Origin of the sequence: Deinococcus sp. YIM 134068 (assembly GCF_036543075.1) — a bacterium.
GTDB lineage: Bacteria > Deinococcota > Deinococci > Deinococcales > Deinococcaceae > Deinococcus > Deinococcus lichenicola.
The window spans coordinates 23635-48016 of record NZ_JAZHPF010000025.1; the positions used below are offsets into that span (position 1 = coordinate 23635).

The window sequence follows — 24382 nt, forward strand, 5'->3', positions numbered from 1 at the left end:
GGTTAGGTGTGAGGGGAAAGGGGTTGGGAAAAGATGCGGGATGCGGAGACGTTCGCCTCTCCCTAATGCCTGACTCCTCAACCCTGACCCCTCACCTGTATTGAATGCGTGGGTCCAGCGCCGCGTAACTCAGGTCCACGAGCAGGTTCATCACGCTCACCACGAGGGCCGCGAAGATCACCCCGCCCTGAATCACCGGGTAGTCGCGCTGGCTGATCGCCTCGTATACCCACGAGCCGAGGCCCGGCCACGAGAAGATCGTCTCGGTGAGGACCGCGCCGCCGAGCAGCGCCCCCGCCTGCAACCCGATCACCGTGACGACGGGCAGGAGGGCGTTTCTCAGGGCGTGCTTGAGGGTCACGGTGCGTCCGGCGAGGCCTTTGGCGCGGGCCGTGCGGACGTAATCCTGCCCCAGCACTTCGAGGAGGCTGGAGCGCGTCAGCCGGGCGATGATGGCGAGCGGGATGGACCCGAGCGCGACGGCGGGCAGGATCAGGTGGCGCAGCGCGTCCCACGCGGCGGCGGGCTGGCCTCGCAGGAGGCCGTCCAGCACATAGAAGCCCGTGATCGGCTCCAGCACCGTCTCGTTGCCCAGCCGCGCGCTCGGCGGGAGCCAGCCCAGCCGCACCGCGAAGAAGTACGACAGCAGCAGCCCCAGCCAGAACACCGGCATACTCACGCCCACGAGGCTGACCGTGGTGGCGAGGTTGTCCCATGCGCTGTTGCGCCGCAGCGCCGCGATGATTCCGGCGGGCAGACCGATGGCGAGGGCGAAGAGCAGCGCCGCGAGGCTGAGTTCGGCGGTGGCGGGAAAGCGCGAGAGCAGTTCGTCGCGCACCGGGATGTTGCTCTTGATGCCGCTGCCGAGGTCGCCCTGGACGAGCTGACCCACGTAGCGGGGATACTGCGCGTCCAGCAGGTTGGCGGGGTCGCGGTAGTTGATGAACCACGGCTTGTTCAGGCCCAGTTGCTCGCGCAGGGCGGCGGAGGCCTGGGGTGTGGCCCGCTCGCCCAGCAGCGCGGTCGCCGGGTCGCCGGGAATGGAGCGCACGAACGCGAACACGACGACGCTGATACCCACGAGCACGAGCAGCGTCCGCAGCACGCGGCGGATGAGGTAATTGCCCAAGAGGACGCCTCCTTTCTCAAATAAACAACGACAGAAACACGTTGGCTCTACTTCTGCTTTTGCCCCTCCCCCTTGAGGGGGGAGGCCGGGTGGGGGTGAACAGGCAGAGCGATCACGCAAACGAACACGTCAACTCCCCATCTTCTTCTGACCGCTGACGGCTGAAAGCTGACCGCTCCCACATCAACAACGCGCGGGGCGGGCCACCCTTCCGCCCGCCCCGCCCACCCCGCGTTTACCGCTTGCCCGTCACGCTGATGGTGTTGAACGCCTCGCTGCCGAGCGGGCTGGGAATCCACCCCTTGACGTAGGAGCGGGAGGCGGCGAGCGGCTGGCTGTGAACGACCGGGATGCGGTAGTTCGCGTTGTACGTGATCTCGTGAATCTGCCCGTAGACCTTCGCCTTGTCCGCCTGCGACACGGCGGCGCGGCCCTGTTCCAGCAGGCGCTGGAGCTGGGGCGGGTTCCAATTGATGTCGTCGCTGGCGTTGGCCCCGTAGTAGGCGCTGTAGAAGTTGTCGGGGTCGCCGTAGTCACCCGTCCAGCCGATCATGTACATGTCGAAGCCGGGTTCCTTGTTGCGGTCTTCGAGGTACTTGGCCCAGTCCTCGGTCTTGAGGTTCACCTTGATGCCGATGGCGCTGAGGTCGGCGGCGATGGCCTCGGCGATGGGCTTGGGCGTCGGGAAGTACGGGCGGCTGACCGGCATATACCACAGGTCGAGCGTGAAGCCGTTCGGGAAGCCCGCCTCGGAGAGCATCTGCTTGGCGGCCTGCGGGTCGAACTTGTAGTCGGCGGGCACGTTCTTGGAGTTGGCCCACGCGAGCACCGGCGGCAGGAAGGAGGCGTTGCTCGTGCCCAGCCCGTTCCAGAAGGCGTCGGCGATGGCCTTTTTGTTGATCGCCATGCTGATCGCCATCCGCACCTTGTCGTTCTTGAGCTGCTCCTTGCGGTTATTCAGGCTGACGAAGCCCACGTTGAAGGAGGGCCGCTTGACCGCCACGAGGTTGCGGTCGGCCTGCACGCTCTTCAGCGCGTCGGGCGTGAGGTCGTTGGCGAAGTCGATGGTGCCCGCCTTGAGTTCGTTCAACCTCTGCGACGGCTCCTTGATCGCGCGGACCACGAGCTGGTCCACCTTCGCCTTCTCGCCCCAGTACAGCTTGTTGGGAAGGAGCGTCACGCGGTCGCCCGTGCGCCACGTCTGAAAGATGAACGGCCCCGTGCCGATGGGCTTGCTCGCGGGCGTGCCGTACTTCGCGCCCTCCTTGCGGATCGCGGTCGGGCTGGCGATGCCGAAGTACCCGGCGGCGATCACGTTGGGAAACACCGAGGAGGACTTGTTGAGGTCTACCCGCACGGTGTAGTCGTTCACCTTCACGATGTTCTTGATGACGGCGGTAGCGTCGCCCTTGTAGCCGCCCAGCAGCTCGCCCACGATCTCGAAGGTGCGGCCCTGGTCGCGGAAGCCGTAGGGGTGCGCCTTGTCCCACCAGCGGCCCAGGTTGAACACCACGGCGTCGGCGTTCATGGGCGTGCCGTCGTGGAAGCGCACGTTCCGGCGCAGCGTGAAGGTCCACTGGGTCGCGTTCGCGTTGCTGCGCCAGGCGGTCGCCAGGCCGGGCGCGAGGTCGGTCGTGCCGTTCTTGAAGTCCACCAGGGTGTCGTAAATCTGGCGCTGCACGAGGATGCTGATGCCGTCGGTGATGTTGCCGGGTTCCAGGCTCACGGGGTCGCCGTTCGCGCCGAACACGAGGGTCGCGGCCCCGGCGCTGGGAAGGGCGGCAAGCAGGGCGGTCAGGAGCAGTTTCTTCATGAAGCCTCCGGGGCACCGCCGCACGACGCGCCCCGCCCAACATGGGAGGAGTCGGACGTGAGCGGCAAATAAAGGGACAACGTGCGTTCAGGGTAGGGGTGCCCCGAGGTGGTGTCAAGGATGAGGCTGGGGAGGCTGTGGAGGACGCCCCGATTCTGTGTAGGGCCGGGTGGTGGGGTTGCCCCGTCGTTCCCCTCCTCCGGCCTTTGACACGAACGCTCGATGTGAACCAGAGACCGGGCAGGAAGGGCGTGTTCGCCGTCTGGCAGGAGGACGAGCGGTGCTCGTCACCCCTCTCCCCGACCCTCTCCCGCAGGGGGAGAGGGAGAAGAAAGCACTTCTGGCACGCTTATTCTCTATACATAGCAAGTGTCACGAGGGGAGAGAAGAGATCAACGCCCAGGCTCGCCTTGCCTTCTCCTCCCCAAGCGGCAGAATGCGGGGCGTGCCCAGCGGACGTGTCCACAACCTCATCAATATCGCCACCTACAGCGTGCTTGCCGCCGGAGTCCTCGTCGCCACCCGGACGGGGCTGCTCACCGTCACGCCCGTGCAGGCCCTGAACTTCACGCTGGGCTTCGCGGCGGGCACCTTCCTGCTCTCGCCCGACCTCGACCTCGCGGAAGGGCGGGTGGACAGCAAGCGGCACTGGGGTCTGCTCGGCGTCCTGTGGGTGCCCTACGGCATGATCTTCAGTCACCGGGGCCTCTCGCACACCTGGGTCGTCGGCCCGCTGACCCGCCTCGCCTACGTGGCCGTGATCGTCGCCCTCGTCGTCGGCCTGCTGCGGACCTTCGTGCCGGACCTTCCCCTGCCGCGCATCCCCGAGCCGATCAGCCTGAAGTTCCTCGTGCCCATCCTCCTCGGTTACTACCTCAGCCAGTGGCTCCACCTCATCGCCGACGGGGTGAGGCCCGATCACGGGATGCGGCGGGGAATGCGCGAGGTGCGGAAGGTGCGGCGGCGGTTCTGAAAGGAGGTCACTCCTCCCTCCGCCGCGTCTGGAACACCATCACCTCACTCGACTCCTCCAACGGCCCGCCCTGAAAGCTGCCGCTCACGCGCGGGGCCTCGAAGCCCGCGCAGCGCAGGAGCCACTCGACCTCGTAGCGCGTGTAGTACCGTTGAGTCAGGGTGTAGTGGCGTCGCCGGAGGGTGCCGTCCGGGGCCGCCGTGTCCGCGAAATACTCGGTGGTGACGTGCTGGCGCGGGCGGTCATGCCGCTGGACGAGGAACACGTCGGTCCGCGAGCCGTCCGGGGCGTGGAAGGTCTCGCCCTCGTGCCGGACGGTGTTCATCTCGCCGAAGCGGGGCACGTACAGATCGAAGACGAACGCGCCACCGGGCCGCAGGTGCGCCCGCAGGTTCTCCAGCGCCGCCAGTTGCTCGGACGGCGTGTACAGGTGCATCAGCGAATTGAAGGGGGCGATGACGAGGGGAAAGCGTTCCTCCAGCGCGAAGGTCCCCGCCTCCCCTTGCACGAACTCCAGCGTCAGCCCGCCCTCTGCCGCCCGCACACGCCCGCGCTCGATCATCCGCGCGCTCGGCTCCAGCCCGACCACCCGCATACCCCGCCGCGCGAGGTAGGCCGTGACCCGCCCCGTGCCCGCCCCGACCTCCAGCACCGGCCCCCCGGCCCGCTCCGCCACGCCCGCGTAGAAGTGCAGGTCGTCGCGGTACACATCGTACTGGTGGTCGTAGAGGTCGGCGAAGTCGTCGTAGTTCACGGGGAGAAGGGTAGTGGGTTGTGGTCCGTGGGGAGTGGATGAGGGTCTTTCCCACTTCCCACTCCCCACGGACCACTCACCGTTCCCCGAACCGGGCCACGAACGCCTCCCGCGTCACCACGCTCAGTTGCGGGTCGCGGGGCGGCCCCTCCGTGCGGTAGGCGCGGCGCAGCACGCCCGACCACGCGCGCAGGCGGCGGGCGTCGGCAGATTGGAGGTTCTGTGTCTCGAAGCCGAGGCGGGCGAGCAGGGCGGCGAAGGTGCTCACGCCGAAGATGACCCGCGCGTCCGCGAGTTCGGGCCGGGTCTGGAGGTCGCGGGCGAGGTCGCGGAAGTCTCCCTGCGCGAGCCGGAAGCTCCGGCGCAGCCCGAGGTCCACGAGGAGCGGGCTGTTGAGGTGAAGCTCGGCGGCGGGGGTGCCCTTCGGCACGGGTGTCCCGTCCGCCAGCGTCACGCCCTCCAGCGCAAAATGCGTCGCCCCTATGCGGAACAGGTTGTCCGCCCGTCCCCCCACGGGCTGGATGCCGCCCGAGCGGTCCACCACCCGGTCCAGCTCCCACAGCAGGCGGCGCGGGAGGTCCCGTGCGGTCAGCGGCGCGGCTCCGTCCAGCTCACCGAGTGGCACGAGGTCGTATCTCCGTCCCCACAGGTCGGCGAGGAGACCGGGAAGCGCGGGCACCGTGTTCCGTGCTCCCGGCCCCGCGTCGTGGAGGACGACCACCGCGCCGGGGTGGGCCAACTTGTTGACCCGCGCCCGCACGCTCTCCGGCGTGGACGCCGGGTGCCAGTCGCGCCCCTCCACGCTCCAATGGGCACCTGTCATGCCCGCCGCGCGTTGACCGAGCAGGGTGGCGAGGGTGTAGCCGCCGTGCGGAGGACGGTGCAGCCTTACCCGTCGCCCGGTCACGGCAGAAACGCGCCGTGCCGCCCGCACCGGGTCGAGGAAAGCTCCCCACGGCGTCCGCAGCCAGGCGTGGACGTGCCGCGCCGCGTGGGGTTCGACCTCGTGCCCCTCCGCGAGCATCCGGGCGATCAGGTCGGGGTGGGCCTCTGCACGCCGGGCGATCACGAAGAAGGTCGCCCGCGCCCCCACATCCCGCAGCGCGTCCAGCACGGCGGGCGTGGTCGCACGGTCCGGCCCGTCGTCAAAGGTCAGGGCCAGGGCTTTTTTCTCCTGCCTGCCCTCGCGCACCAGTCCCCAACCCAGCCGCTGCACGAGCAGGAAGGGGAGGCCGACGTACCCCAGCAGGGCGAGGGCACCGAGTCCCAGCCAACTACGCCGTTTCATATCACCTCCGAGAAGATTTGAAGTGTTCTGTATGGATGAAAACCCGCTCTCCCGCTGGTCGCTGGCGGCTGGAAGCTGGCCGCTCGTCGCCCCCTCACTCCCGCCCCAGCTTCCGCAGCAATGCACACGCCACCCTATCGGCGGCGTCGGGCACCCCGAGGCGAGCGGCGTTCGCGCTCAGGCGGGCGTACTCGTCCCCGTCGAGCGCGCGGAGGACGGCGGGTCTCAGGTCCGTGATCCCCCGCGCCCACAGCGCCGCCCCGTGCCGCAGGAGGTAGTCGGCGTTGTGTTCCTCCTGCCCCGGAATGGGGTCGTGGACGACGAGGGGGACGCCCAACGTCGTCGCCTCCGCCACCGTCAGCCCGCCCGCCTTGCCCACCACGAGGTCGGACGCGGCGAGCAGTTCCGGGAAATCGGTCGTGAAGCCCAGCGCGTGAACGGTCGCCCCGCCCACCCGCGTGACCCCCCGCTCCCGCGCCCCCGCCAGCACGAGGACTTGCACCCTCTGTCCCAGGTTCGTCAGCTCCGCCAGAACCCGCTCCAGCGCCCGGTAAGTTCCCGTCCCCCCGCCCGACACGAGGATGAGCGGCTCGCCCGGCCTCAGCCCGTGCCGCTCGCGGAGCGCCGCCTTGTCCGCCCCGATCAGCTCCCGGAACCTGGGCGAGATGGGAATGCCCGTCACGGCCACCTTCTCCGGTGAGAGGCCGCGCTCCACCATCTGCTCCCGTGTTTCCGGCGCGGCGACCATCACGAGGTCTGCCTCGTGCCGGACCCAGTGGTGGTGGACGCGGTAATCGGTGACGACAAGCGCGTTCAGGAAGGAGCGGCCCGTGCGCCGCCGGGCGGTTCCGGCCAGCGCCGCCGACGCCCAGTAGCTGCTCACCACCACGTCGGGCTGGCTGTATTCCAGGTCGGCGAGCATTCCCCGCACCCCCACCCAAGAGAAGGCGCGGCTGATGAAGTTGACGGGGTGGTCGAGGTCCGTGAGGCGGTAGAACCCCCGGTACATCCAGGGCGCGTGCCGCAGCTCGAAGTCGTACAGGTCCACCGTGACCTTCCGCTCGGCGGGGTTGAGGTACGTCACCGCGTCACTGTGGCGCTCCTCGAAGGCCACGCCCCGGTCCCGGAGGGCCTGCTGCACCGCCTGTTGCGCCTGATGGTGCCCTGAGCCGATGGACGCCGACACGAACAGCGTCCGCAGGGGAGCGTCCCCCCTCACGCCCGCCTCAGCAGCCACAGGCCCGCTCCCGCGAAGACCACGTTCGCCAGCCACACGCCGAGTTCGGGGAGGGCGGGCAGGCTTCCGGCTACCGTCAGCCCGACGAAGAACAGGAGATAGTAGGCGACGGCGATCATCAGCGCGATGCCCAGCGACACCCCCAGCGTCCGCCCGTAGCGCAACGCGAAGGGCAGGGCCGCGAGCGCGAGGACGAGGTTCCCGAAGGGCAGCGCGAGCTTGCGGTTCAGGTTGATCCGCGCGTCCCGCCGCTCCGCCTCGGGCACGCCGGGCGCGGTGAGGGCGGTGACGAGCTGCGGCCAGCCCTGCGAGTCCGCCCCGATGGCGTCCGCGTACTGGGCGAAGGTCTCCTGCCGCGAGAGGCCGGTGTCGAGCGTCAACGTGTCCTCCGCGCGCTCGGGCAGCACGACGCTGGGAAAGACCTCCGCCACCGCCGCGCGGAAGGCCGCCGGGTCGTTCTCCGGCACGCGGGCGAGATTCGCCGCCGCCCCGTAGTTCACCGTGAAGACCTGATAGCCCGTCAGATTCAACGTGTTGCCCTCGAACGTGCCCGCGTCCGCGAAAATCACCGTTCCGCGCCGCAGGTCGCCGGGCTGCCAGCGTTCCACCCGCACGCCGCTCATCCGCCGCGTCCCGTGGTCGTACCCCGCCAGCGACAGCGTGAGGCCGCCGCGCAGGTCGAGCGTCTGCCCGACGAGGCGACTCAGGCCCGTGCCCGTCAGTACGTCCCAGTACAGGCCGCGCGTCTCCACGTTCGCCCTCGGGGCCACCCACAGGCTGAGCCACACGGCGAGGGCCGTCACGAGCGCAGCCACCACCGCCACGGGCCGCGCCACCCGCCCCAGCCCAATGCCGCCCGACTGCACCGCCACGAGTTCGCGCTCGGTGGCGAGCCGCCCGAACGCCACCACCGTCATGAGGACGACCGCCATCGGCAGAATCTTGACGAGCGTATCCGGCACCTGAAGGCCGATCCACCGCCCCACCAGCCCCACGGGCACCCCCCGGAGCCACTGGCTGCTGACGAAGAAGTACCCGAAACTCAGAATGGCCGTGAACAGCAGCGTGCCCGACAGGAGGGGCGGCAGCAGCTCACGGAGGACGTAGCGGGTGAGGCGGGTCATGGTGCCCCTGCGGGGCGGGAAGTGGGAAGTGGGGAGTGGGAAGTGGGAAAGACGTGGTGCAGGCCCAAAGCTTTCGCCCAAACCTCCACTGACCACTGACCACTGACCACTACCCCCTCACCCCTTGCCCACCGCAAACAGAATCGTCGCCTCCGCCGCCACCACGCCCTCCACCTCGGCGCGGCAGGTCGTCTTGCCCAGGCCACGGCGCAGGAACTCCAGTTTGGCGTGCAGGTGCAGCTGGTCGCCCGGAATCACCTTGCGCTTGAACCTCGCCCCCTCCACCCCGGCGAGGTAGCCGATGGTCCCCGGCTCCATCTGGTCGTGCAGACAGAACATGCTCGCCTGCGCCAGCGCCTCCACGATGAGGACGCCCGGCATCACCGGCTCCTGCGGAAAGTGGCCGGGGAAGAAGGGTTCGTTCACCGTCACGTTCTTGAGGGCGTGGACCCCGCCGTTCCCGGCCATGAGCACCCGGTCCACGAGGACGAAGGGGAAACGGTGCGGCAGGACCTTGAGCACGTCCTGAATGAGCAATGGTTCCATAGTTGACCTCCTGTGAGGCAGGGGAGAGGCCGGGGCGCATGGGTGGCCCCGGTGGAACGGCGGAAGGTGGCGGCGGGGCTAGCGGCGCAGGTAGTGGTCGCTGGACACGAGGCTGTCCCCGAGAAGCGGGATCATCTCCAGCGCCATACCCGTGCCTACTGCGACGGCCTCCACGGCATTGTCGGCCACGGTCACGGGGATGTTGGTCGCGCGGCGGATGAGTTCGTCGAAGTTCCGCAGCAGCGAACCGCCCCCCGTCATCACGATGCCCCGGTCGAGGATGTCGCTCACGAGTTCGGGCGGGGTGATCTCCAGCACGCGCTTGACGCCCTCCACGATCTGCGTGACGGGTTCGTGCAGGGCCTCCACGACCTCGCGGCTCTCCAGCGTGATCGTCTTCGGCAGGCCGTTCACGAGGTCGCGCCCACGCACCTCGGCGGTCAGGTTCTCGCTGTCGTCGAGGAGCATCGCTGCGCCGACCTTGACCTTGATCTCCTCGGCGGTGCGCTCGCCCACGAGGACGTTGTGCTTGCGCCGCACGTAGCGGATGATGCTCTCGTCGAACTCGTCGCCCGCTACCCGCAGCGACTCGCTGACCACGATGCCGCCCAGGGAAATCACGGCCACGTCGCTGCTGCCGCCGCCGATGTCCACGATCATGCTGCCCACCGGCTCGGCGATCTTCAGCCCCGCCCCGATGGCCGCCGCGAGCGGTTCCTCGATGAGAAAGGCCCGCCGCGCGTTCGCGTTCAGCGCCGCGCGCAGCACGGCCCGCCGTTCCACGTCGCTCACGTTGCTGGGCACGCCCACCATCAGTTGCGGTTTGATGCCGAACATGCGCCCGGCCCCGCCCTGCACCTTCTGGAGGAACATGGTGATCATCTTCTCGGTCAGGCCCTCGTCCGCGATCACGCCGTCCTTGATGGGCCGCACGGCGATGATGCCGCCCGGCGTGCGCCCGATCATGCGGTACGCCTCCTCGCCGACGGCCTTGACCTGCTTGCTGTCGCGCGTCATGGCGATCACGCTGGGTTCCTGAAGAATCAGGCCCCGGCTCTTGCTGTAAATCAGAAACGTCGCGGTGCCCAGATCGATGCCGATGTCTTCAGAAAACCTCACGCCATGCCTCCGGTCAAAACGTCCCAATCGTAGCACGCGCTATGAAGACGGCCTGAAGCCGCCCTCAGCCACGTGGTTTGCAGTATGCCGCCAGCCCCGCGAGCAGACTCGTCAGCGCCATCAGCCCCAGCGCGCGGGTGAAGGTCGCCACGCCGCCGAGGCCCACCTGCCCGCTGAGCACCGTCTCCAGGCTGCCAACGGAGCGCAGCCACAGCGGGGCGTTCGGATTGAGCGAGGCGAAGACGCCCAGCGTAAGGGCCGCCAGCGCCGCCACCATCAGAACGAGCAAGACGACAAGGAGCCACCTCAGCGCCCGCATTCCCGCACCGCCACCCGAACTGTCGCCGTCATCGCGGGCATTGTAGAGACTGTGGGCGCGGGTTGAAGCCAGATGAGGGCGACGGCCTGACGATATAGCCCTGATCGTCTTTTCGTGACCAAGTGAGAGTCTTCGTGGGTGTGAAGAGATAAGCAAGTGTCGCTTGCTCCCCCCACCCGGCCTCCCCCGCAAGGGGGGAGGAGCTAAAAAACCTGGGCGCTCGAAGAGTTTCGGCGAGGCGAGCGCCCTTCCAAACCAGCCCGTAAAACCTCATCACTCATCGCTCGACACTCATCACTTGCCCTGACGAGCCTCCCAGCCAACGCTCTACACTCCGCCCCGTGACCCCGCCGCCCCTTCCCGCCCGAGTCCGCGTCACCCGGCCCCCGCTGCCGCTCGCGCCTGCCTTGAAGACGGCGGCGGCCCGGCTGTGCCCCGCTGCCCCGCTGGACGCCCTGACCGCTGTGGCCCTTGCCATCGCGGGCGGCGCGGTCATCGGCGCGGCCTTACGGTGGGAGGGTGGGGAGGCATTGGGCATGGATGTCGGCTGGAGAGGACGTGGTTTGGAGGAGGCGTTGAGAGAAAGTCTGGCTTCGGGTTGAGGTTGAGGGAAGCCCGGCAAAGTGACGTAAAGGGTTCAAGACTTCTTCGTGGCGTGGAGACGACGAACGCCGCTCCAGCGTTCTTTTTTGCTCGGAGCAGCCCTCTTCGCAAAGGCTTGAAGAGACCTTAACAACACACCCTTAGCCTTCCTCCAATTGCGGTCCAGACGAGAAAAAGCGTCACTCAGGGCCGAGGAGAACTTCCCCATGACCCAGCGCCAGATCATCACCCCATACCCCGCCGACGACCACGACCACCACGATGACTTCAACAACCTCGGCCTGACGGCGGACGTGAACATGCTGTCGCGCCCGGTGGTGGACCGTCGCCGGGTGCTGGCGCTGGGGCTGCTCGGCATCGGGGTGCTCGTTGGCTGCGGCACGGGGGCCGTCACGCCGAGTACCGACACGGCCACGGGCACAGGGACGGGCACGGGCACCGCCGACTGTCCGACCACCATTCCAACCGAGACCGCCGGACCATACCCCGCCGACGGCTCGGTGGCGTCGGGGCAGTCGATCAACGTGTTGACGCGCTCGGGCATCGTCCGTTCGGACCTGCGGACCAGCCTCGGCACGGGAAACACGGCGTCGGGCGTGCCTCTCACTCTGACCCTCAAGCTCGTGAACACGAACGCGAGTTGTGCGGCGCTGTCCGGCTACGCGGTGTACATGTGGCAATGCACGCAGGGCGGCAATTACTCGCTCTACAGCTCGTCCATCGTCGGCGAGGACTACCTGCGCGGCGTGCAGGCGTCGGGGGCGGACGGCACCGTCACCTTCACGACCGTTTTTCCCGGCTGCTACGCGGGCCGCTGGCCGCACATCCACTTCGAGGTCTATCCGACCCTCGCCTCGGCCACCTCGGCGGCCAACAAGATTCAGACCTCCCAGCTCGCGCTGCCCGAGGCCACCTGCCGCGAGGTCTACGCGACCAGCGGCTATACCAACAGCCCGGCAACCTCAACCGCATCACCCTCGCCAGCGACAACGTATTCAGCGACGGCTACAGCACCCAGATGGCGACCGTGACGGGCAGCACGTCGGCGGGCTACACGGCCAACCTGACGGTGGGGCTGGCCCGCTGAGAATCGTTTAGGCAGAGTCGTCCGGGTTCCGTCGGGGAGAACATCTCAGGCGGAACCCGGATGCTTTTACTTTTCTTCTGCTGACGGCTGACGGCTGACGGCTGACCGCTGACGGCTGACCGCTCCCCCAACGAACGCCCGTTTGCTAGCGTATCCCCATGACCGCCACCGCCAGCCCTCCCGACTCCGGCATGGGGTTCGCCCTCTCCGACGACCAGCGGCTGATCGTCTCGCACGTCCGCGACTACTGCCGGGCAAGGGTCGCGCCGCTGGCCGCCGGGTACGACCGCAGCGGCGAGTACCCGCGCGAGCAGCTTCGCGGCCTCGCCGACCTCGGCCTGCTGGGGGCGACCGTGCCCGAGGCGTGGGGCGGGGCGGGCCTCGACGCCGTGACCTACGCCCTGTGCCTGGAGGAGATTGCCGCCGCCGATGCCTCCGTCGCCGTGATCGTCTCCGTGCAGAACGGCCTGCCCGAGCGGATGCTCCTCAAGTACGGCACGGACGCTCAGCGGGAGAAGTACCTGCGCCCGTTGGCGACGGGGCAGCACATCGGTGCCTTCTGCCTCACCGAGAGCGGGGCGGGCAGCGACGCGGCGAGCCTGCGCCTGCGGGCCGAGCGCGATGGGGACGAGTGGATTCTGAACGGGGCCAAAGCCTGGATCACGAGCGGCGGTCAGGCCGACACCTACCTCGTGATGGCGCGGACGGGCGGTCCCGGCGCTCGCGGCGTGAGCTGCCTCGTGGTGGAAGGGGATACGCCCGGCCTCTCGTTCGGCAAACCCGAGGAGAAGATGGGCCTGCACGCCGCGCACACGACCACGGTGACGTTCGACGGGGTGCGCGTTCCCGCCGGGAACATGGTCGGGGAGGAGGGACAGGGCCTGATCATCGCGCTCTCCAGCCTCGACTCCGGGCGCGTCGGCATCGCCATGCAGGCGCTCGGCATCGCCCGCGCCGCGCTGGAACACGCCGTCCGGTACGCGAACGAGCGCGAGCAGTTCGGGAAGAAGTTGCGCGAGTTCGAGAACGTCGCCTCCAAAATCGCCCGTATGTCCGCGCGCATCGAGGCCGCCCGGCTCGTGGCGCTCAAGGCGGCGTGGCTGGGGGAACAGGGCCTTCCGCACGGCAAGGAGGCGAGCATCGCCAAGCTTCTCGCCTCGGAGGCCGCCGTGGACGCCACCCGCGACGCTATCCAGATTTTCGGCGGCAACGGCTACAGCCGCGAGTACCCCGTCGAACGCCTCTACCGCGACGCGAAGGTGACGGAGATTTACGAGGGCACCTCGGAGATTCAGCAACTAGTCATCAGCCGGGCGGTGTTCGGGGAATTGATCGGATAAGGGAGGGCGGACGGATGAGGGCGCGTGCGGGGCTGCTTGAGCTTGCCCGTGTTGTCATCCCACCTGGGGCGGGCAGGCTGAGAGTATGGCTGTCCGTGTCCTCCCCGTCGCCCTTGCCCTGCTGAGCGTGGGTGTGGTAACCGCCGCCCCCTTCACCCTGAAGACCGCCGGGGGCACGCCCTGGTCATTGGCCTCCGTGCTGGGGCGTGAGCGGGTTCTCGTCGTCAACAACCCCACCGTGTCCTATCTCGCGGAGGTGCGGCGGCAGGACGTGGAGTTGCAGGTGCGCGACCTGCGGGTGGTGGCGCTACTCCCCCCCGGCGACGCGCGCCTGAATGTCCCACGCACCCTCATGCTGACCCTGCTCGCCGACCCCGGCGGACGGGCCGGGGCACCGTATGGCCGCACAGCCCTGATCGGCAAGGACCGGGGCGTCAAGGCCCGTTACCGAAGTCTGCCCGACCTGGAGACAGTGCTGGGGCTGATCGACACGATGCCCATGCGCCAGCAGGAGCGCCGGGAGCGCGGGCGCTAAATCAGGGACGTACGGCCAGCGCCCGCAACCGCACATAGTCGGCCACCCAGTCCTGCCCGTTCCACAGTCGGGGCCGGGCCAATTCCTCGGCGTGAGCGAGAACCGCCGCCCGTTCGTCGTCATTCAGGGGTGAGAGCCATCCGCCCGCGAACCCTTCCAACCACGCCCGGAAGCCGTCCGCGCCGCTTAGGACCGAGAGGCGGCCAAAGAGGTGCAGACGTTCGACGCGAAAGCCTGCCGCCTCCAGAGTTGTGGCGAGTTCGCCCGGACTGGGAAAGACCCACGGGTGCGCCAGCGCGGGCAACCCCAGGTCCGCCAGCGCCCCCTCCACCGCCTCCCGCACACCGAGCACGTTGCCCACCCCGCCCATCTCCAGCACGAGCCGTCCGCCGGGGCGCAGGGCCGCGTGCAGGTTGGCGAAGACGGGAGGCAGCGGCCTCATCCAGTGCAGCGCCGCATTGCTGAACACGGCGTCGAACTCCTCACGGAAGGTCAGGAGGTGTGCGTCCCCGACCTCGAAGGTGACGCCGGAAGAGCGTGCCCGCGCCCCAGCGATCATGTCCGGCGAGGCGTCCACGCCCGTCACCACCGCGCCGCTCCCCGCGATGTGGGCCGTCAGCTCGCCCGTCCCGCATCCGAGGTCGAGGATGCACTCACCCGGCTGCGGCACGAGCCAGCCCGACACGAGGTCGCGGCTCGACTCGTAGACGAAGGCGTGGCGGTCCCGGTAGTGCCTGGCCTGCCAGTGGTCGGTCGGGGGTGGGGCGTCGGGCATCATGGGTCGCTCCAGGGATGCGAAAACCCGCCCGGTGGGGGGCGGGGTCGTGAGAGGAGGGCGCGTTATTTCTTGCGCTTGGCCGTGGCGGGTCCCTTCTTGCCGCCGCCCCCGCTGCCGCCACGCTCTTTGGCGTCGCGCATGAAGGAGCGCAGCTTGGCCTCGAACTGCGGACTCTGGCGACCGATGGCGCGGGGGCGCGGAATCTCCTCGGGTTCCTCCAGCAACTCCTTGATGGAGAGGTCGAGGCGGCCCCGCTCGTCGCGGCCCAGCACCTTGACCTCCACGTTCTCGCCCTCCCGAACGTGGTCGTGGATGTTCCGCACAAAGGAATGCGCGATCTGCGAGATGTGGACGAGGCCGGTCTCACCGTTCTCGAACTGGATAAACGCACCGAAGTCGGTGACGCGCGTGACACGGCCCTCGACGACCGCGCCGGGGTCAAGCTGCACCAAGGGTGCCCTCCTGAATCAGCATGAGGCAGAGTCTACACCATGCCCCGGTGACCTGCACCCCGGCGGATGAGGAAGCTTAAGAAGGAGGTCGCCCCCTCCCCGCGCCGGTCCACTCCATCCGCGCCAACACGCCCACCCGTTACAGTGAAGATCATGAAGCTTCGCGGCACGCTCGGCGGCCTCAACCTCCTCCTCGAACCGGGCGACACGGCGGCGGGTGTCACGGGCGCGCTCGCCGCCCGCGCCGACCTGCTGGGGTCGCACGTGACGCTGGAGATCGGGGGCGACACCGACCCCGCCGCGCTGGAGGCCGCGCTGAGGGCCATCCGGGGCGCGGGGGGCACGCCGGGCCGCGTGCGGGCACCGCGCGTGACCGTGCCGGGGGCGGGCGACGACGGCAGCGCCCGGACCGTCATCCTGCCCCACGGCCTGCGCGCGGGCTTCCGGGGCGAGTACCGGGGCAGCGTGGTCATCCTCGGCGACGTGAACCCCGGCGCGGAGGTCGTGGCGGGGGGCGACGTGATCGTCATGGGTGCCCTGCGCGGCGTCGTCCACGCGGGCTACGGCGGGCACGCGGACGCCATCGTGTGGGCGCGCCCCATCGCCAGCGCCCAGATTCGCATCGGCGACGCCGTGGCCCGCGCCCCGGAGGGCAGCAGCCTGAGCAACATGCGAAAGCTCGACGGCCACGAGGTCGCCGAGCAGGCCCGCTTGCAGGACGGGGTGATCGTGATCGACGCGCAGCGGTGAGTGGTTCGTGGTCAGTGGGCAGTGGGAAGGCTGGCTGGAGCGGGAGCTTTGGCGGGATTTCCACTCCCCCCTTCCCCCTTCCCACTCCCCCCTTTGTGACCCGTTCCCCTGCCCCTCCCCACATTTGGCGTATACTGCTGGGGTAATTCCTCGAACGAGGGGTGGGTGCTGTAGCCCACCTTTTTTCGTGGAGGGGGGTGGTGGAGGGCCGCGCTCACCGTGGCCGACAATATGAATAACAACGCAACCGACAACTTAGGTGGCACCTCAAGTAGCCTGCACGGCCTCGCGGACGGGGTGCTGCGGCCCCTGGGCTTCGAGGTGCTCGACGTGCAGGTGCAGAATCCGGGGCGGCGGCCCATCGTGGTGATCCGCATGGACCGCCTCGACGAGCAGCCCGTCACGGTAGAGGACCTCGAGGCGGCCAGCCGCGCGGTCGGGGCCGAGTTCGACCGCCTGGACCCCATCTCGGGCGAGTACCGCCTGGAGCTGGAGTCGCCGGGGGCCAAGCGGCCCCTGACGCGGGCGCGGCACTTCGAGCGCATGGTCGGGTTGAAGGCCCGCGTGCGCGGCGACGGCCACGCCTTCACCGCCCCCATCAAGGCCGTGCAGGGCGAGCAGGTCACGTTCAGCGCGGAGGGCGGGGACGTGACCCTGACGGTGGGGACCTTCCAGGGCCACCTCGCCGAGTTCCCCGATCGCCACCGTTAGGAAGGCCCGGTGCAGAAAGCGGATGGCTGAGAGCTGACGGCTGACGGCTGACCGCTCAAAGCTGACCGCCCCCGACAACTCCCCCCAGGAAGGAAGAGTGGTATGACCCAGGGTGAATTCAATTTCGCGGACGCGCTGCGTGAAGTGGCGCAGGCCCGCAACATCAACGAGATGCAGCTCATCGAGGCGTTCGAGCAGTCGCTCGCGCAGGCGTACACGCGCAACGTGGAGCCGGATCGCCGGGTGGAGGTCCACCTCGATCCCGTGAGCGGCGAACTCGAAGTTCTGATCGTGCGCGAGGTCGTGGAGAAGGTGGAGGACGAGAACCTCCAGATCAGCCTCGCCGACGCGCTGGAACTCGACCCCGGTGTGGAACTGGGCATGGAGATGGAGTTCCCGGTGGACCGCGAGAAGTTCTCCCGCATCGCCCTCCAGGCCGCCAAGCAGACGCTGACCCAGAAGATGCGCGAGACCGAGCGCAACGTGGTCTTCAACGAGTACAAGGACCGCGAGGGGCAGGTTCTCACGGCGCAGGTCGTTCGCTCCGACAACAAGGGCAACTGGTTCGTGGAACTCGGCGCGGGTGAGGCCATCCTGCCGCCGCGCGAGCAGATTCCCGGCGAGAAGCTGGTGCCCGGCAACCGGGTCAAGATTTACCTCAAGGAGGTTCGCAAGACGCCGAAGGGGCCGACCATCCTCGCGTCGCGGGCCGACGAGCGGCTGCTCGACTACCTGCTGCGGCAGGAGATTCCCGAGGTCGCCAACGGCATCGTGGAGGTCAAGGCCATCGCGCGCGAGGCGGGGCAGCGGTCGAAGGTGGCGGTCTACTCGCACAACTCGAACGTGGACCCCATCGGCGCGTGCATCGGGCACCGGGGCAACCGCATCCAGGCGGTGACGGGTGAGCTGGGCCGCGAGCGCGTGGACGTGATCCTGTGGGACGGCAACACCCGCGATTTCATCCGCAACGCGCTGTCGCCCGCGAAGGTGGGTCTCATCGAGGTCCATCCCGACGGCCACGACGCGACGGTGACGGTCACGCCCGATCAGCTCTCGCTCGCCATCGGCAAGGGCGGGCAGAACGTGCGGCTGGCGGCCAAGCTAACGGGCTTCAAGATCGACCTGCGCGAGACGGCGGCGGTCAGCGACCTCGACGCCGCGATGCAGCAGGCCATGCAGGACGAGCGGACGGCCCCGACGACGGGCGGCGCGCAGTCGGCCTTCGACGCGCTGTTCCGGGACAGCAAGTCGGTCGCCACTGCCCGCCCGGACGACACCCAGGAGTAAGGTCCCACCATGAGCGCCGCGCCAGCACCCGCCCCCAGAGTACGTCACGTCCCGGAACGGTCCTGCGTGGCCTGCCGCCGCAAGCGTCCGCAGGGCGAACTCGTGCGGATCACGCGGACGGCGGAGGGCTGGCGGGTGCTGGCGGGCAAGCGGACGGGCCGGGGCGCGTACGTGTGCGCCGACTCGCCCGAGTGCTGGGCGGAAAAACGCCTGCGCCGCGCCTTCCGGGCGGACGCCCCGGCGGTGAGCGCGGCCCTGCTCGCCCGCCCGTCCACCGCCCAGCCCAACCTCATCCACCCAGACCCGACTCACACAGCTACGGATCAGCCTATGACACCCTGATCTTCCGCCCCCCGCCGCGCTTGCGGCCAGGAGGGGGCACTCACCGGAGGTGAGCATGTCGAAAGTTCGCATCTATACCCTCGCCCGCGATCTGGGCGTGGACAACGGCAAAATGCTGGAAATCCTGGGCGGCCTCGGCGTGTCCTACAAGAGCGTGAGCAGCACCATCGAGGACGACACCGTGGAATTGATCAAGCAGATTCTGGAGGAGGAGAAGGCGGGCGGCACGGCCTCGACCTCGACCGCCGCCGAACCCGCCCAGGCCAGCGTTCCCCAAACTCAGGCCGCCCCTCAAGCCGCCGCGACCGCCACCGTGGAGCGCGAGCCTGAGCCGCAAGCCGCCGCCGCCCGCGAAATCCCTCACCGCGCCCCCGTCGTCACGATCATGGGGCACGTGGACCACGGCAAGACGAGCCTCCTCGACTACATCCGCAAGACGAAGGTGGCGGCGAAGGAGGCGGGTGGCATCACCCAGCACGTCGGCGCGTTCGAGGCGCGGACGAGCAAGGGCAAGATCGTCTTCATCGACACGCCGGGCCACGAGGCGTTCACGACCATCCGGGCGCGCGGGGCGAACGTCGCCGACATCGCCATCATCGTAATCGCCGCCGACGACTCCCTCATGCCGCAGACCCGCGAGGCCATCGCCCACGCGCAGGCCGCGAAGGTCCCCATGATCGTGGCGATTAACAAGATCGATCTGCCGCAGGCCGACCCCGACCGGGTGAAGACCGACCTGACCCAGCTCAACCTCGTGCCCGAGGAGTACGGCGGCGACCTGATCGTGGTGCCCGTGAGCGCGCGGACGGGCGAGGGCGTGGAGGACCTGCTGGAGTACATCTCGCTGACCGCCGAGCTGGAGGACCTGCGCGCCGACCCGAAGGGCGAGTTCAGCGGCGTGGTCATCGAGAGCCGGGTGGACCGTCAGGCGGGCGTGCTCGCCACCGTGATGGTGCAGGAGGGCACGCTGCACGTCGGCGACTTCCTCGTGGTGGGCGAGGGCTACGGCAAGATCAAGGCGCTGACCGACACGAACGGCGGGCGCATCAAGGATGCCGGGCCGAGCACGCCCGTGCAGGTGCTGGGCTTCTCCGAGACGCCCGTCAGCGGCGAGACGGTTCGCAGCGCGAAGAACGAACACCAGGCGCGCGAGGTCGTGGCGGGGCGCGTGGGCGTGCGGCGCGACGCCGAGGACGCGCGGGGCCGCCGCCGCCTGACCCTGGAGGAGATGATGGGGCCGCTGGGCGAGACGCGCACGGTGAACGTCATCCTGCGCGCCGACACCCAGGGCAGCCTGGAGGCCATCCAGGGCATCCTCGCCAAGAAGGAGACGGACGACGTGAAGATCAACGTTCTCCTCTCCGGCATCGGCTCGCCGACCGAGGGCGACGTGCTGCTCGCCTCCACCGCCGAGGCGACCATCCTGTGCTTCAGCGTGACGGCGGCGGGCGGCGTGAAGAAGATGGCCGAGCAGAAGGGCATCGACCTCAAGAGCTTCCGTATCATCTACGAGCTGATCGACGAGGTGGACCGCCTCATCAAGGGGACCGTCGAACCCGTCTTCGAGGAGCGCTACCTGGGCCGGGCCGAGGTCCGCATGATCATCAAGCACCCCAAGAGCGGCAACATCGCGGGGTCCTACGTGACCGACGGGCTGCTGCGGCGCAACGCGAAGGCGAAGGTCACGCGCGGCAAGCAGGTCGTGTACCAGGGCACCATCGTCGGTCTCAAGCGTTTCAAGGACGATGTGCGCGAGGTGCAGACCGGTTACGAGTGCGGAATCAACGTCGACTGGAACGAGGTGCAGGAGGGCGACATCATCGAGGCGACCGAGATGGTGGAAGTGACGCAGGCGTAGGGAGCGGCCAGCTTCCAGCGACCAGCGGCCAGCAACAGATAAAAGAGAGGGGTAGCTTCCCAAAGTGGGGGCTGCCCCTCTTCGTTGTGGGGGAGAAGGCTAGTTGTTGAAGTTGCGCGGGGTGGTCTGGCCGTCGCGGGTGGGGGCGTTGCGCCGCCCGCCGAAGTCGAGGCCGAAGTTGGCGTCGGCCTGGGCGCGGGTGAGGAGTTGCTGGGCCTGGGCCTGGGAGAGACGCCCGGCGCGGACCTCGGCGGTGAGGGTGGTGCGGAGGGCGGCGACGGCGGCGTTGTGGACGGCCTGCGTGCTGACGCCCTTCGCCTGGGCGAGCTGGCGGACGGTCTGCCCGCTCTGGAGCTGCTGGAAGAGGGCCTGCTCGCTCAGGCCGAGCGTGCGGGCGACGGCGGCGCTGATGGCCTGGCCGAGACTGCCACGCGTGCCCCGCTCCTGGGTCTGGGCATTCGGGGCGTTCAGCGCACCCCGCCCGTTGTCGAAGTCGCCGCGCCCCTGACCAGCGGGGCCGCCGAAGCGCCCGAAGTTCAGCGGGGCGTTCTGCAAGCGGTTCTTGAGGTCGGCGGCGCGGTTCTGGGCGAGGTCCCCGTTCCGCACGGCCTGGTCGATGGTGGCGTTCCCGGCGGCGACGGCGGCGGCCCGCAGACGCTCCACGCTGACGCCGAGTTGCGCGGCGAGGCGTTGCAGGTACACGTCACCGTAGTTGGTGGTGCTCGTCTGGCGCGTGGGGGCCGTGCCGGGCTGGGCGCTGCTCTGGCCGGGCTGGGCGGGCTGGACCCGCTGGGGCGCGGCCTGCTGGGCGAAGACCAGTCCCGCCGTGAGGGGCAGGGAGGCAACGAGGGCGAGGAGGGCGGTACGGTTCTTGGAGTTGGCTTTCACAGGTGACACGCTCCTTTTCTGGGGGTGTGCCGGGCCGAACGACCGGGCACGTGGTCAGGGTGAAGGGGGGAGGTTAAACGGAGGCTAACGGGGTTGGAGGGGCGAGCGTGGCACGTCTTGCGCGGCCTCTCAGGGTTGGGTCAGAAGGACGTTGGGTCGGGGGGATTTAGGGTGTTCTTTTTGCTCCTCCCCCTTGAGGGGGGAGGCCGGGAGGGGGTGAACGGGCCTGGCCTCCAGGAGACAGTGGGAAGGCCGAAGCCCCTTCTTAACAGTTGAGCCGGTCACACGCCCCCTCACCCCGGCCCTCTCCCACGAGGGGAGAGGGAGTAGACCCCCAGTCCCCTTTGAGGGATTCTCCGGCAAACCGTTCCGACCGCTTTGCTATCCTGTGGCGCTTCGCCGTTCGGCCCCGCCCGACGCCGCGTGACTTCCTATGCCTCAGCCCCAGCCCACTTCCAACTCCGTGACGCCCCCGTGGCGCTCGCGTGTGGCGGCGTGGCCGGGGCTGCTCACTCTGCTCTCGGTCCTCGCGGTGCTGCTCGGGCACCAGCCGCCCGTGACCGACTCCGGCGCGCGGGTCACGGCGGGCAGCGTCGCCCCGGCCCTCCCGGAGTTGAGGCCCGCGCCACAGCCCACACCCGGCCCGGCCCTCCTTACGGCCACGCCGCCCGAACCCTTCCGGGTGCCGGGGCGGGCGGACAGGGTGGGCGACCTCATCCCAATCTGGACGGCCCCCCTTCCCAAACGGAGCCTCGCCCTCCTGGGACGGCGACAGACGGACGGCGGCTGAGGAACAGGACCTTCTGCCCTCTGCCATCCGCCTTCTGCCTCTTCCCGGAGTCCTCCCTGTGACCTACAACAATTCAAATCGCAACCGCCGCCCACCCCCCCGGCGCGCGGCCCCGACGGCGGGCAAGCCGAACCGCTGGACGGGTCTCTTCCTGCTGCTCACGCTGCTCGGCAGCCTGCTCTACATCTGGCGGCCCTGGGAACACCCGCAGACGCCCCTGAGCCTCTGGAACGCCCAGTACCAGTTCATGACGCTGGGGCTGGACCTCAAGGGCGGCCTTCGCATAGAGCTTGCGCCCGAGGGCGGCCCCGCCACCCGCGAGGAACTCGACCGGGTGAAAACGGTCATCGAGAACCGCATCAACGCCCTCGGCGTGGCCGAGCCGACCGTCACCGTGGCGGGTGGCCGCCGCGTGGTCGTCGAGATTCCCGGCGCGACCCCAGCCGTGCAAAACCGCGCCCGCGAGATCATCGGCCAGACGGCGCGGCTGGAGTTCCGCATCGTGAACCAGGGCGCGCAGCCCGACCCGACGCTCGCGCAGCAGAAGCCGGAGACGGGCGGCTACCAGCTCACCGACCTCGGCCCCGTTCAGGCGACGGGCGAGGTCATCTCCAATGCCCAGTCGGCGACCGACCCGACCTCCGGGCGCTGGGTCGTCACCTTCCAGAACACGGACCAGGGCGCGCAGACCTTCGGCACCTTCACGGGCCAGAATGTCGGGCGGCTGATGGCGGTCGTGCTCGACGACCAGATTCAGTCGGTGGCGACGATTCAGCAGCGGCTGTTCCGCGACGTGCAGATCAGCGGTTCCTTCGACGCGGAGGAGGCGGGCCAGCTCGCGCTCGTGCTGAAGTCGGGGTCTCTTCCCATCAAGATCAGGACCGAGGCCGAGCGCGCCATCGGGCCGACGCTGGGGGCCGACGCCATCCGCAGCGGGGCCATCGCGTCCCTCATCGGCATCGCGCTCGTGTTCGCCATGCTCTTCGTGTACTACGGCTTCTGGTTCGGGCTGGTCGGGGCGCTGGGCCTGCTCTTCTCGGCGGTCGTGATCCTCGGCCTCCTGGGCGGCTTCGGCGTCACGCTGACGCTGCCGGGCATCGCGGGGCTGGTGCTCACCATCGGCGGGGCGGTGGACGGCAACGTGGTCTCCTTCGAGCGCATCAAGGAGGAGATGGCGAAGGGCAAGGGCATCAAGAACGCCATCGCCGCCGGGTACGAGCATTCCAACATCGCCATCCTCGACGTGAACGCCGCGCAGCTTCTCTCGGCGCTCGCGCTCTACAACTACTCCACCGGGGCGGTGAAGGGCTTCGCCGTCACCCTCATCATCGGCGTGGTGGCCTCCACCTTCTCGAACCTCGTGTTCGCCAAGTGGTTCATGCAGTGGCTCGCGGGGCGCAGGCCGAACATGAGCGCGCCCACCCGCATCGGCAAGACGAACATCGCCTTCATGCGGGCAGCTCCCATCGTCACCACCGCCAGCCTCATCCTCGCCCTCGGCGGCGGGCTGATCCTGGCGACGAAGGGTCTGAACTATGGGGTGGACTTCACCTCGGGCACCACCCTGACCGTGCGGGCGAGCGCGAACACGACCACCGAGCAGATGCGCGCGGCGGTGACGGGCGCGGGCGTGGGCAAGGTCAACGCCCAGAGTGCGACCATCCAGCGCGACGTGACGCCGGGCCTGAGCGGCGCGCAATACACCGTGAAGGTGCCCGAACTCACCTCCGCCGAGGTCCAGACCCTCGGCACCGCCGTCGCCCGGCTGCCGCAGGGGGAGGTCCAGTCCTCCGAGACGGTCGGCCCCGCCGTGGGCCGCGAGCTGACCCAGAAGACGGTCTATGCCGTGCTCCTGGGCCTCGGCCTGATCCTCGTGTATGTCGGCTTCCGCTTCGACTTCGTGATGGGGCTGGGGAGCATCGTGGCGGCGGTTCACGACGTGGCGATCGCTATGGGCCTCTACAGCCTGCTCGGTCTGGAGTTCACCATCGCCAGCGTCGCCGCGCTGCTGACGTTGATCGGCTACTCGCTCAACGACTCCATCATCGTGTCCGACCGCATCCGTGAGAACCTGCGGGAGATGCGTGGCAAGAGTTACCGCGAGATCGTGAACACGTCCATCAACCAGACGCTCTCACGCACCCTGATGACTTCCGTATGCACCATGCTCCCGCTCGTCAGCCTGCTGATCTTCGGCGGCCCGGTGCTGCGCGACTTCAGCCTCGTGATGCTCGTCGGCATCCTCGTCGGCACGTACTCGTCCATCTACATCGTCGCCCCGATGGTCGTGTACCTGGAGGAGTGGAGGGCACGCCGCAAGAGCGGGGCACAGCCCGCGAAGGCGTAAGCGAAGGGGGAACAGGGGGCGGCTTCCGGTAGAGGGCCGCCCTCTCTTCTTTGAAGGAGCTAACCGTGCTGAGGCCGCTCAGCAAACGACGAAGATGATGCCCGTGTCCTTCTCAGTCGCCCCGTCCATGACCTCTTCTACAATCCCCAAGGCCCCATCCTCTCGAAGAACCTTTAACCACTCTTCCTGACCGCCTGACAGAAAGTATGAGAAAGCGTCCCCGGTAGGGGACACTTTCTGTTTGTGACAACTGAAAATGCCGCCGGGGACGCTCCTCGACTCTACCAGGCTGTCCTGGCTCAGCTCCAGACT

Annotated in this window: 25 protein-coding genes; 12 read left to right on the top strand and 13 right to left on the bottom strand. The window is 68.8% G+C overall.

Annotated features, from left to right (window positions below; translation table 11 throughout):
• Positions 1 to 91: 91 nt before the first annotated feature.
• Both V3W47_RS17050 and V3W47_RS17055 read right to left on the bottom strand, forming a co-directional pair.
• A complete protein-coding gene (locus V3W47_RS17050) occupies positions 92 to 1129 on the bottom strand; it encodes an ABC transporter permease (RefSeq protein ID WP_331826427.1) in 1038 nt (345 codons plus the stop codon).
• 235 nt (positions 1130 to 1364) lie between these two features.
• Positions 1365 to 2942, bottom strand: coding sequence for an ABC transporter substrate-binding protein (locus V3W47_RS17055; protein ID WP_331826428.1), 1578 nt, complete (start codon positions 2940 to 2942; stop codon positions 1365 to 1367).
• 445 nt (positions 2943 to 3387) lie between these two features.
• On the opposite strand from V3W47_RS17055, the gene V3W47_RS17060 reads away from it, so the two are divergent.
• Positions 3388 to 3915, top strand: coding sequence for a metal-binding protein (locus V3W47_RS17060; RefSeq protein ID WP_331826429.1), 528 nt, complete (start codon positions 3388 to 3390; stop codon positions 3913 to 3915).
• A 7-nt stretch (positions 3916 to 3922) separates the two neighbouring features.
• On the opposite strand, the gene V3W47_RS17065 is transcribed toward V3W47_RS17060, so the two are convergent.
• The 7 genes from V3W47_RS17065 to V3W47_RS17095 all read right to left on the bottom strand — a co-directional run bounded on the left by V3W47_RS17065 (position 3923) and on the right by V3W47_RS17095 (position 10272).
• Entirely contained in the window at positions 3923 to 4669 is a 747-nt protein-coding gene (locus V3W47_RS17065; RefSeq protein ID WP_331826430.1) for a class I SAM-dependent methyltransferase, read from the bottom strand.
• A 76-nt stretch (positions 4670 to 4745) separates the two neighbouring features.
• On the bottom strand, positions 4746 to 5957 hold the full coding sequence (locus V3W47_RS17070) for a polysaccharide deacetylase family protein (RefSeq protein WP_331826431.1): 1212 nt from the start codon (positions 5955 to 5957) through the stop codon (positions 4746 to 4748).
• A 94-nt stretch (positions 5958 to 6051) separates the two neighbouring features.
• Positions 6052 to 7176: an MGDG synthase family glycosyltransferase gene (locus V3W47_RS17075; RefSeq protein WP_331826432.1), complete on the bottom strand. Its 1125-nt coding sequence runs from the start codon at positions 7174 to 7176 to the stop codon at positions 6052 to 6054.
• Positions 7173 to 8318: an LptF/LptG family permease gene (locus V3W47_RS17080; protein ID WP_331826433.1), complete on the bottom strand. Its 1146-nt coding sequence runs from the start codon at positions 8316 to 8318 to the stop codon at positions 7173 to 7175. The genes V3W47_RS17075 and V3W47_RS17080 overlap by 4 nt, the downstream gene beginning before the upstream one ends.
• 117 nt (positions 8319 to 8435) lie before the next feature.
• The gene (gene fabZ, locus V3W47_RS17085; protein WP_331826434.1) at positions 8436 to 8864 is read right to left on the bottom strand and encodes a 3-hydroxyacyl-ACP dehydratase FabZ; all 429 of its coding nucleotides are present in this window, start codon (positions 8862 to 8864) and stop codon (positions 8436 to 8438) included.
• 78 nt (positions 8865 to 8942) lie between these two features.
• Entirely contained in the window at positions 8943 to 9983 is a 1041-nt protein-coding gene (locus V3W47_RS17090; RefSeq protein WP_331826435.1) for a rod shape-determining protein, read from the bottom strand.
• Between the two features lie 64 nt (positions 9984 to 10047).
• Positions 10048 to 10272: a hypothetical protein gene (locus tag V3W47_RS17095; RefSeq protein ID WP_331826436.1), complete on the bottom strand. Its 225-nt coding sequence runs from the start codon at positions 10270 to 10272 to the stop codon at positions 10048 to 10050.
• Positions 10273 to 10643: 371 nt separating this feature from the next.
• Between V3W47_RS17095 and V3W47_RS17100 the strand changes: the two genes are divergently transcribed.
• The 4 genes from V3W47_RS17100 (at position 10644) to V3W47_RS17115 (ending at position 13867) form a co-directional block, all read left to right on the top strand.
• Positions 10644 to 10904: a hypothetical protein gene (locus V3W47_RS17100; protein ID WP_331826437.1), complete on the top strand. Its 261-nt coding sequence runs from the start codon at positions 10644 to 10646 to the stop codon at positions 10902 to 10904.
• Between the two features lie 207 nt (positions 10905 to 11111).
• Entirely contained in the window at positions 11112 to 11936 is an 825-nt protein-coding gene (locus V3W47_RS17105; protein WP_331826438.1) for a peptidase associated/transthyretin-like domain-containing protein, read from the top strand.
• Positions 11937 to 12150: 214 nt separating this feature from the next.
• Positions 12151 to 13332, top strand: coding sequence for an acyl-CoA dehydrogenase (locus V3W47_RS17110; protein ID WP_331826439.1), 1182 nt, complete (start codon positions 12151 to 12153; stop codon positions 13330 to 13332).
• Between the two features lie 85 nt (positions 13333 to 13417).
• Positions 13418 to 13867, top strand: coding sequence for a DUF4174 domain-containing protein (locus tag V3W47_RS17115; RefSeq protein ID WP_331826440.1), 450 nt, complete (start codon positions 13418 to 13420; stop codon positions 13865 to 13867).
• Position 13868: 1 nt separating this feature from the next.
• Here V3W47_RS17115 and V3W47_RS17120 read toward each other — a convergent pair whose 3' ends face one another.
• Together V3W47_RS17120 and V3W47_RS17125 are read right to left on the bottom strand one after the other, a co-directional pair.
• A complete protein-coding gene (locus V3W47_RS17120; protein WP_331826441.1) occupies positions 13869 to 14645 on the bottom strand; it encodes a class I SAM-dependent methyltransferase in 777 nt (258 codons plus the stop codon).
• 62 nt (positions 14646 to 14707) lie between these two features.
• The gene (locus V3W47_RS17125) at positions 14708 to 15097 is read right to left on the bottom strand and encodes a S1 RNA-binding domain-containing protein (protein WP_331826442.1); all 390 of its coding nucleotides are present in this window, start codon (positions 15095 to 15097) and stop codon (positions 14708 to 14710) included.
• Positions 15098 to 15250: 153 nt separating this feature from the next.
• Here V3W47_RS17125 and V3W47_RS17130 point away from each other — a divergent pair, with 153 nt between their 5' ends.
• The 5 genes from V3W47_RS17130 to infB all read left to right on the top strand — a co-directional run bounded on the left by V3W47_RS17130 (position 15251) and on the right by infB (position 20045).
• Positions 15251 to 15847 (top strand): septum site-determining protein MinC, encoded by a 597-nt coding sequence (locus tag V3W47_RS17130; protein ID WP_331826443.1) that lies wholly within the window; start codon positions 15251 to 15253, stop codon positions 15845 to 15847.
• A gap of 231 nt (positions 15848 to 16078) precedes the next feature.
• On the top strand, positions 16079 to 16558 hold the full coding sequence (gene rimP, locus V3W47_RS17135) for a ribosome maturation factor RimP (RefSeq protein WP_331826444.1): 480 nt from the start codon (positions 16079 to 16081) through the stop codon (positions 16556 to 16558).
• A 102-nt stretch (positions 16559 to 16660) separates the two neighbouring features.
• On the top strand, positions 16661 to 17845 hold the full coding sequence (gene nusA / locus V3W47_RS17140; protein WP_331826445.1) for a transcription termination factor NusA: 1185 nt from the start codon (positions 16661 to 16663) through the stop codon (positions 17843 to 17845).
• A gap of 9 nt (positions 17846 to 17854) precedes the next feature.
• The gene (locus tag V3W47_RS17145; RefSeq protein WP_331826446.1) at positions 17855 to 18187 is read left to right on the top strand and encodes a YlxR family protein; all 333 of its coding nucleotides are present in this window, start codon (positions 17855 to 17857) and stop codon (positions 18185 to 18187) included.
• Between the two features lie 55 nt (positions 18188 to 18242).
• Complete coding sequence (gene infB, locus V3W47_RS17150; protein ID WP_331826447.1) at positions 18243 to 20045, top strand: translation initiation factor IF-2; 1803 nt, start codon at positions 18243 to 18245, stop codon at positions 20043 to 20045.
• Between the two features lie 99 nt (positions 20046 to 20144).
• On the opposite strand, the gene V3W47_RS17155 is transcribed toward infB, so the two are convergent.
• Positions 20145 to 20933: a hypothetical protein gene (locus tag V3W47_RS17155; RefSeq protein ID WP_331826448.1), complete on the bottom strand. Its 789-nt coding sequence runs from the start codon at positions 20931 to 20933 to the stop codon at positions 20145 to 20147.
• 463 nt (positions 20934 to 21396) lie between these two features.
• On the opposite strand from V3W47_RS17155, the gene V3W47_RS17160 reads away from it, so the two are divergent.
• Positions 21397 to 21723 (top strand): hypothetical protein, encoded by a 327-nt coding sequence (locus V3W47_RS17160; RefSeq protein WP_331826449.1) that lies wholly within the window; start codon positions 21397 to 21399, stop codon positions 21721 to 21723.
• 58 nt (positions 21724 to 21781) lie between these two features.
• Complete coding sequence (secD, locus tag V3W47_RS17165) at positions 21782 to 24070, top strand: protein translocase subunit SecD (RefSeq protein ID WP_331826450.1); 2289 nt, start codon at positions 21782 to 21784, stop codon at positions 24068 to 24070.
• Positions 24071 to 24148: 78 nt separating this feature from the next.
• Here the strand turns inward: secD and V3W47_RS17170 are convergent.
• The coding region (locus tag V3W47_RS17170) for a hypothetical protein (protein ID WP_331826451.1) at positions 24149 to 24382 on the bottom strand (234 nt) is incomplete at its 5' end.